This is a genomic window from Thermus caldifontis (assembly GCF_003336745.1).
Taxonomy (GTDB): domain Bacteria; phylum Deinococcota; class Deinococci; order Deinococcales; family Thermaceae; genus Thermus; species Thermus caldifontis.
Genome location: NZ_QGMX01000036.1, coordinates 1 through 6,429 on the forward strand (window position 1 = coordinate 1; position 6,429 = coordinate 6,429).

At 66.2% G+C, this 6,429-nt stretch carries 5 protein-coding genes; 1 reads left to right on the forward strand and 4 read right to left on the reverse strand.

The window, feature by feature from the left end:
• Window positions 1-169: 169 nt before the first annotated feature.
• From DK874_RS11485 to DK874_RS11500, 4 genes are read right to left on the reverse strand one after another with little or no spacing between them, the layout of a single operon-like run.
• Window positions 170-1,480, reverse strand: a complete 1,311-nt coding sequence (locus tag DK874_RS11485; RefSeq protein WP_114314158.1) for a TldD/PmbA family protein — start codon at window positions 1,478-1,480, stop codon at window positions 170-172.
• Complete coding sequence (locus DK874_RS11490) at window positions 1,477-2,871, reverse strand: TldD/PmbA family protein (protein ID WP_114314159.1); 1,395 nt, start codon at window positions 2,869-2,871, stop codon at window positions 1,477-1,479. The genes DK874_RS11485 and DK874_RS11490 overlap by 4 nt, the downstream gene beginning before the upstream one ends.
• A gap of 55 nt (window positions 2,872-2,926) precedes the next feature.
• Window positions 2,927-3,820 carry a DNA polymerase III subunit delta gene (gene holA / locus DK874_RS11495; protein WP_114314160.1) on the reverse strand — a complete coding sequence of 298 codons (894 nt, stop codon included), beginning with the start codon at window positions 3,818-3,820 and terminating at the stop codon, window positions 2,927-2,929.
• Window positions 3,821-3,823: 3 nt separating this feature from the next.
• Complete coding sequence (locus DK874_RS11500) at window positions 3,824-4,981, reverse strand: acyl-CoA dehydrogenase family protein (RefSeq protein ID WP_114314161.1); 1,158 nt, start codon at window positions 4,979-4,981, stop codon at window positions 3,824-3,826.
• A 191-nt stretch (window positions 4,982-5,172) separates the two neighbouring features.
• Between DK874_RS11500 and DK874_RS11510 the strand changes: the two genes are divergently transcribed.
• A partial coding sequence (locus DK874_RS11510) for a COG1470 family protein (RefSeq protein WP_240307675.1) occupies window positions 5,173-6,429 on the forward strand: 1,257 nt, incomplete at its 3' end.

Consider the following 6,429-nt stretch of genomic DNA (forward strand, 5'->3'; position numbering starts at 1 on the left):
CGTTGCGCATGGCACCCCCCTTATCTCTCATGTCTGCTAGTGGTGTCAAGTAGCAAACGAAGGTATATGATATTCTAGCGGTCCTCGGGCTAGGGTTATCTGGTGGTATTTGGGGTTGGTGGAGACGGTGGCCATGCCTTTAGTTTAACAAAAACCACCATCCTACATCCTAAGCGCCCGCAAAGGAAAGCTCGGCCACCGCCACCATGGGGCTTCCAAAGGCGCTTCCCATCACCTCCCAGTCTAGCTCGTCCCCCACGGCCTCTATGGCCTTTAGAAGCTCCAGGAGGTTCCCGGCCACGGCGAAGTTTTCCACCGCATACCGCACCTCCCCCTCCTCCACCCATAGCCCCAGGGCCTGGAGGGAAAAGTCCAGGCTCACGGGGTTGGCCCCGGCGTGGAGGCCCATGAACTCGGTGATCCGCACGCCTTTTTCCAGGCGTAGGTTACCCACGGGTTCCAGGTAGAGGTTGGTGGGGGCCACGTCCATAACCCCCCGGTAGGTGCGGAAGGCGTGGCCGGTGTTCTCCTGGCCCAGGGCTTTGGCGGTTTCGCTGTTGTGGAGAAAGGTCTTGAAGACTCCCTTTTCCACCACCGCCGTGCGCCGGGCTGGGGTGCCCTCGGCGTCAAAGGGGCGGGAAACCAAACCCTTTTCCAAGGTGGGGTCGTCCACCAGGGTGACCCATTCCGAGGCGATTCTTTCCCCTAAGCGGTTTAGGAGGCGGCTTTTGCCTTCCAGGGCGCTCTTGGCGGAAAGGGAGCGGGAAAGCACGAGGAGGAGGCCCGCCATGGCCTTGGGTTCCAGGTAGGCGCGGTAGCGGCCCGTGGGGAGGGGTTTGGCGTTTAATAGCCTTGCGGTTTTCTCCCGGATTTCCAAGGCGGTGCGGCTTGGGTCCAGGGCGTGGAACTCCTTGGCCAGCCGAAAGTCCCAGCCCTGCTTGAGGCTTGGACCATCGGCCATCACCAGGCTTCCCCCCATTCCGGCAAGCCCGGTGCGGAAGGCTCCCTCGGTGCCCAGGGTGCTGGCCAGGGCCAGGCGGACCTCCTTTTCCATATAGCCCCCCATGAGGACGCTTCGGGTCCTGGAGTCTTCCCATAGGGCCCTTTCCAGCTCCAAGGCGCTTTGCTTCTTGGCCTCGAGGGGAGCGGAAAGCCCTTCCCCTATAAGGTCATGGCTTCCCAGGGCCTGGCCCGGGGGGATGAGGCCTTCCTTGCCCGCAAGGAGGGCGTTGTCCCGGGCCTCCGAGAGGGCCCACTCCAGGGCTTCCGGGGAGAGCTCCTCCGTGTAGGCGTAGCCCAAGCGGCGTTGGACCTGGACCCTCAGGCCAATCCCCCCCTGCCGGGCCTCCTTGATCTCCTCCAGGGTGCCTTGCCGGGCCCGTAAGGAGAGCTCCCGCTCCTCCTGGAAGAGGACCTCCGCCTCGAGGCCCAGCTCCTTGGCCCGCCTTAAGAGGTACCTTTTGGCTTCCTCCAGCGTCATGCCCTACCCCCCACCACGATCTCCGAGACCAGCACGTGGGGCTGGCCCACCTCCACCGGCACCATTCCCGAAAGGCTTCCGCACATGCCGGGGGCGTTTTCCCAGTCCTTGGCCACCGCCGCCACCTTCTTGATGGTGTCGGGTCCCTTGCCCACCAGCATGGCCCCCCGTACAGGCTCCTCCAGGCGGCCGTGGCGGATGATGTACCCCTCCTGCACGGCGAAGTTGTACTCCCCCGAGCCCGGCTTCACCTGCCCGCCCCCTAGGTCCTTGGCGTAAAGGCCAAACTCTACGCTGGCGATGAGCTCCTCCACCTCCTTGTCCCCTGGGGCGATGAAGGTGTTGCGCATCCTCGAGGTGGGGGCGAGGGTGTAGTCCTGCCGGCGGCCCGAGCCGGTTAGGGGATAGCCGGTGAGGAGGTGGCCCAGGCGGTCCACCATGTAACTTTTGAGGACGCCCTTTTCTATTAGCACCGTGCGCTCCGTGGGGCGGCCCTCGTCGTCCACCTCCGTGGAGCCCCAGGCGTGGGGCAGGGTACCGTCGTCCACGTAGGTGACCACGGGGCTGGCCACCACCTCCCCAAGCCTGTCGGCCAGGACGCTGGCCTTTTTGGCCACGCTGGTGGTCTCCAGAAGGTGCCCCAAGGCCTCGTGGAAGATGACCCCGCCAAAGGCATTCCCCACCACCACGGGCATGGTGCCCGCGGGGGCGGGCTTGGCCCTTAGGTTGGTGAGGGCCTGGCGGGCCGCCTTGGCCCCCACCTCCTGGGGTGGGTAGAGGTCAAAGAGCTCTAGGCCCACGCTTTTGCCGGGGGCGGCGTAGCCGGTCTGGACCTCCGTGCCCTCCTGGGCCACCGCCAGCACGAGTAGCCGGGTGCGGACCCTCCTTTCCTCGGCCCAGGTGCCCTCGGTGTTGGCGATCAGGACCTCCTGCTCCCACTCCTGCAGGCTGGTTTCCACCTGCTGGATCTCGGGGGCGATCCGGGCCCCGGCCTCGGCCTCCAATAGCCTTTCCAAGCGGAAGCGTTTGTCCTTTTCCCCGTAGGGCACCCTGGGGGTGTGGAGGCCTTTAGGGGAGGCCTTGCGGAAGTCCAGGCCCCCAGCCCCCCGCTCGTCCACCTGCCCCAGGGCCCCTTTGGCCCGAAGCAGGGTCTCCAGGGCTTCTTGAAGCCCTTCCCGGGTGAGCTGGTTGGTGTAGGCGTAGACCACCTCGGTGCCGAAGAAAAGCCTTAACCCCGCCCCGTAGTCCAGCCCCGAGATGGCCTCGTCCAGCCTGCCAAAGCGTACGGTCATGCGCCTCCTTTTGGAGCGCTCCACGTAGATTTCCCCAAAGTCGGCCCCGCCCTTGAGGGCCTTTTTGAGGAGGTCCGCCACCACGTCCGGATGTAGCATGGGCTAAGCCTATCCCGGAACTGACCTGCGAGTCAACCGCCGGGGGCACGGGTGCCTAGCCCCGGGGAAGGGTGTTCAGAAGGGTATGGACCGCCCTCTCCAGGGCCAGCCAGGGGTCCTTGCCCTCCTTGGCCCGGCGTTCCGCTTCTATGAGGGCTTCCAGGCTGGCCTTGAGGGCGTTTCCCGAGAGGCTTTGGGCCAACTCCACTGCCCGCTTGGCCGCATAGGGATGGGCCTCGAGGCGGGCCAGATCCCCTTCCGTGGGCCTGGGGTTTTCCTCGAGGAGCATCCAGGCCCTAGCCAGAAGGGCAAACTGCCAGGCGAAGGCCCCAAGGAGCCTTAAGGGTTCCTCCCCCTCCTCCCTTAGCCGCTTGAGGTGGCGGAAGGCGGCCTTGGCATTCCCTTCCAAAACCGCCCGCACCAGGTCAAACCCCGTGACCGGGGGCCTTAGGGCCACCACCCGTTCCACCTTCTCCAGGGTGAGGGGGGGTTCCAAAAGGGCAAGCTTCTCCAGCTCCCTTTCCAGGGCCTCCAGGTCCCCTTCCAGGGAGGCCAGGTACTGGGCGATGCCGGCGGGCAGGCGAAACCCCAGGCGCTTGGCCCGGTTTTCCAGGTGGCGCACCAGGTCCTTTCCCCTTGGGGTAGGGAAGTCCCGCCTTTCGCGGGTGCGGTAGAAGGCGGCCCGGGCGGTGGTGGGCTTAGGATCAAGGATCAGCACGGCCACCCCTTCGGGGACGTTTTCCAGAAGGGGCTTTAACGCCTTCCATTCCCCTTCGCCCACCTCCCTGAGGTCCAAGAGGGCCCCGGCTTGCCCGAAGAGGCCGGGGCTTAGGGCCTCGGCCAGGGCCTCCGGGGTGGGTTCGCTGAAGCGGGTAAGCCCCCTGAGGGAAGCCTCTTGGAGAAGGGCCTCCTTGGCCAGGAAGGGGTCCCCGGTGAAGGCGATGACCATGGCCTAAAAGGCGCTAAGCCCCGTGGCCTCCCGCCCCAGGACCAGGGTGTGGATGTCGTGGGTACCCTCGTAGGTGTAGACGGTTTCCAGGTTAAGCATGTGGCGGATGGCGTGGTACTCCAGGGTGATGCCGCTTCCCCCCAGGATGTCCCGGGCTAGGCGGGCGGCCTTCAGGGCCTTCCATACGTTTTGCCGCTTGGCCAGGGAAACCTGGGCCGGGGTTAGCTTCCCCTCGTCCTTGAGCCGGGCCAGGCGCCAGGCGAGAAGGAGCCCCTCCGTGTGGTCGGCCAACATCTCCGCCAGCTTGGCCTGCACCAGCTGTTTTTTGGCGATGGGCTCGCCGAAGGTGCTCCGGCTTTTGGCGAACTCCACCGCTTCCGTGTACACGGCCTCCAAGGCCCCCAAAACCCCCCAGGCGATGCCGAAGCGGGCCTGGGTGAGGCAGGAGAGGGGGGCTTTCAGGCCTTCCGCCTTGGGCAGGCGCAGGGCCTCGGGTACCCGCACCTCCTCCAGCACCAGCTCGCTGGTCACCGAGGCCCTTAGGCTCATCTTCCGCTTCACCTCCCGGGCCTGGAAGCCTTTGGTGTCGGTGGGGACGATGAAGCCCAGGACCCGCCCCTCCTCGTCCTTGGCCCAGACGATGGCGATGTGGGCCAGGTTGCCGTTGGTGATCCACATCTTGGTGCCGTTTAGCACCCAGGTGTCCCCCTCGAGGCGGGCCCTGGTCTTCATGTTGCCGTAGGGGTCGGAGCCCCCGTCGGGCTCGGTGAGGCCGAAAGCCCCCACCATCTCCCCCCGGGCCAGCCTGGGGAGGAACTCCCGCTTCTGCTCCTCGCTGCCGAAGGCGTAGATGGGGTACATGACCAAGGAGCTTTGCACGCTGACAAAGCTCCTAAGCCCCGAGTCCACCCGTTCCAGCTCGTAGGCGATGAGGCCGTAGGCGGCGCTACTGACCCCTGCTCCCCCGTACTCCGGGGGCAGGGTGGGGCCTAGGAAGCCTAGCTCCGCAAACCGGGGTATGAGATGGGTGGGGAAGACCCCTTCCTCCCACCACTGGCCGATGTAGGGCAGGGCTTCCCTTTCTAGGAAGCGGCGGGCGGCCTTTTGGATCTCCTTCTCCTCCGGGGTGAGGAGGTCTTGGATGGCGTAGAAGTCCAGCATGGGGCACCTCGAGGGGCAGTCTACCAAGGCTTTCCTCGTTTAGCCCCTAGCTCCGGGGTTAGGCGAGGACATCTACTCTGGGAACAGCCCCAAGGCCGGGAGACCACCCCACCTGGGCAGGGCACCCCCCTCCTGTTAAGTCCCGTGTAAGGTCCCCTGGCTAGGGTGGAAGGTGAGGAGGTGATGGAAAGATGCAAACCTCCCAGACCGGCTTTTGGTATCGGCTAGTGGCCCTTCTCCTTTCCCTTCTCCTCGCCGCCTGCGGGGGCAACACCGGTGGCGGTAACGCCCCAACCACCGGAACCGTGAACACCCCCGGTGGCCCCGTGCAGGTGGCCCTGCAGGGAGGGAGCTTCACCCAGGGACCTACGAGCGCCCAGGTGAACGCCCAAGGCTTCCAGACCCCCTATGGGGGCATCCGCTTCACTGCCCAGGTGCCCCAGACGGGGGGCACCCTCACCGTGACCCTCACCTTCCCCCAGGACCTCCCCCAGGGGGCGGTGCTCCTCAAGTGCCTGAACGGGAACTGCACCCCCATCCAGGGGGCCCAGCTCCAGGGCAGGACCGCCACCTTCCAGGTGCGGGACGGAGGGCCTCTGGATGCGGACGGGCAGGCTAACGGACGCATTCAGGACCCGGTGGCCCTTGGGGTACCCAACCCGGACTTCACCCTCTCCCTGAACCCCACCAGCCTCACGGTGCAGCAGGGGGGTAGTGGGACCACCACCCTGACCCTGACGCCCCAGAACGGGTTCACGGGGCAGGTGAGCCTCACCCTGGAACGGCAGGATGGCTCTCCCGCACCCCAGGGCATAAGCCTGAGCCCCACCTCCGTGAGCGTGACCGGGCCGAACCCCGTGACCCAGGCCCTGACCCTCAGCGTGGCCCAGGGCGTCCAGCCGGGCACCTATCCCCTGCGGGTGAAGGCCACCTCGGGGAACCTGAGCAGGACGGCGAACCTTAGCCTCACGGTCCAGGCCCCACCCCCGGCCCCCGACTTCACCCTCTCCCTGAACCCCACGAGCCTCACGGTGCAGCAGGGGGGTAGCGGGACCACCACCCTGACCCTGACGCCCCAGAACGGGTTCACGGGGCAGGTGAGCCTGAGCGTGAACGGGGCTCTCCCGGGAATGGGGGTGAGCTGGCAAGAGAATCCCTGGAGCATAACCGGCCCCAATCCCCAAAGCCAGGTGGTGACGGTGAGCGCGGATGCTACCGTGTCCCCAGGGGACTACACCCTCACCGTGACGGCCACGGGGGGTAGCGTGACCCGGACGGCTACCCTTCAGGTCACGGTGCAAGGCGGAGGAAGCGCAGGGCAGAGCTGGCGGGTGGTGCAGACGTACCCACCCCTCAATGAGGTCACCTACGGGAACGGCCTCTTTGTGGCGGTGGGGGATGGGGGCGCCATCCTCACCTCCCCGGATGGGGTGAGCTGGACGGCCCAG

Excerpts from the sequence above, each read along its gene's own strand:
- DK874_RS11485 (WP_114314158.1), bottom strand. The coding sequence starts at position 1,480 with ATGACGCTGGAGGAAGCCAAAAGGTACCTCTTAAGGCGGGCCAAGGAG.
- DK874_RS11490 (WP_114314159.1), bottom strand. The coding sequence starts at position 2,871 with ATGCTACATCCGGACGTGGTGGCGGACCTCCTCAAAAAGGCCCTCAAG.
- holA (WP_114314160.1), bottom strand. The coding sequence starts at position 3,820 with ATGGTCATCGCCTTCACCGGGGACCCCTTCCTGGCCAAGGAGGCCCTT.
- DK874_RS11500 (WP_114314161.1), bottom strand. The coding sequence starts at position 4,981 with ATGCTGGACTTCTACGCCATCCAAGACCTCCTCACCCCGGAGGAGAAG.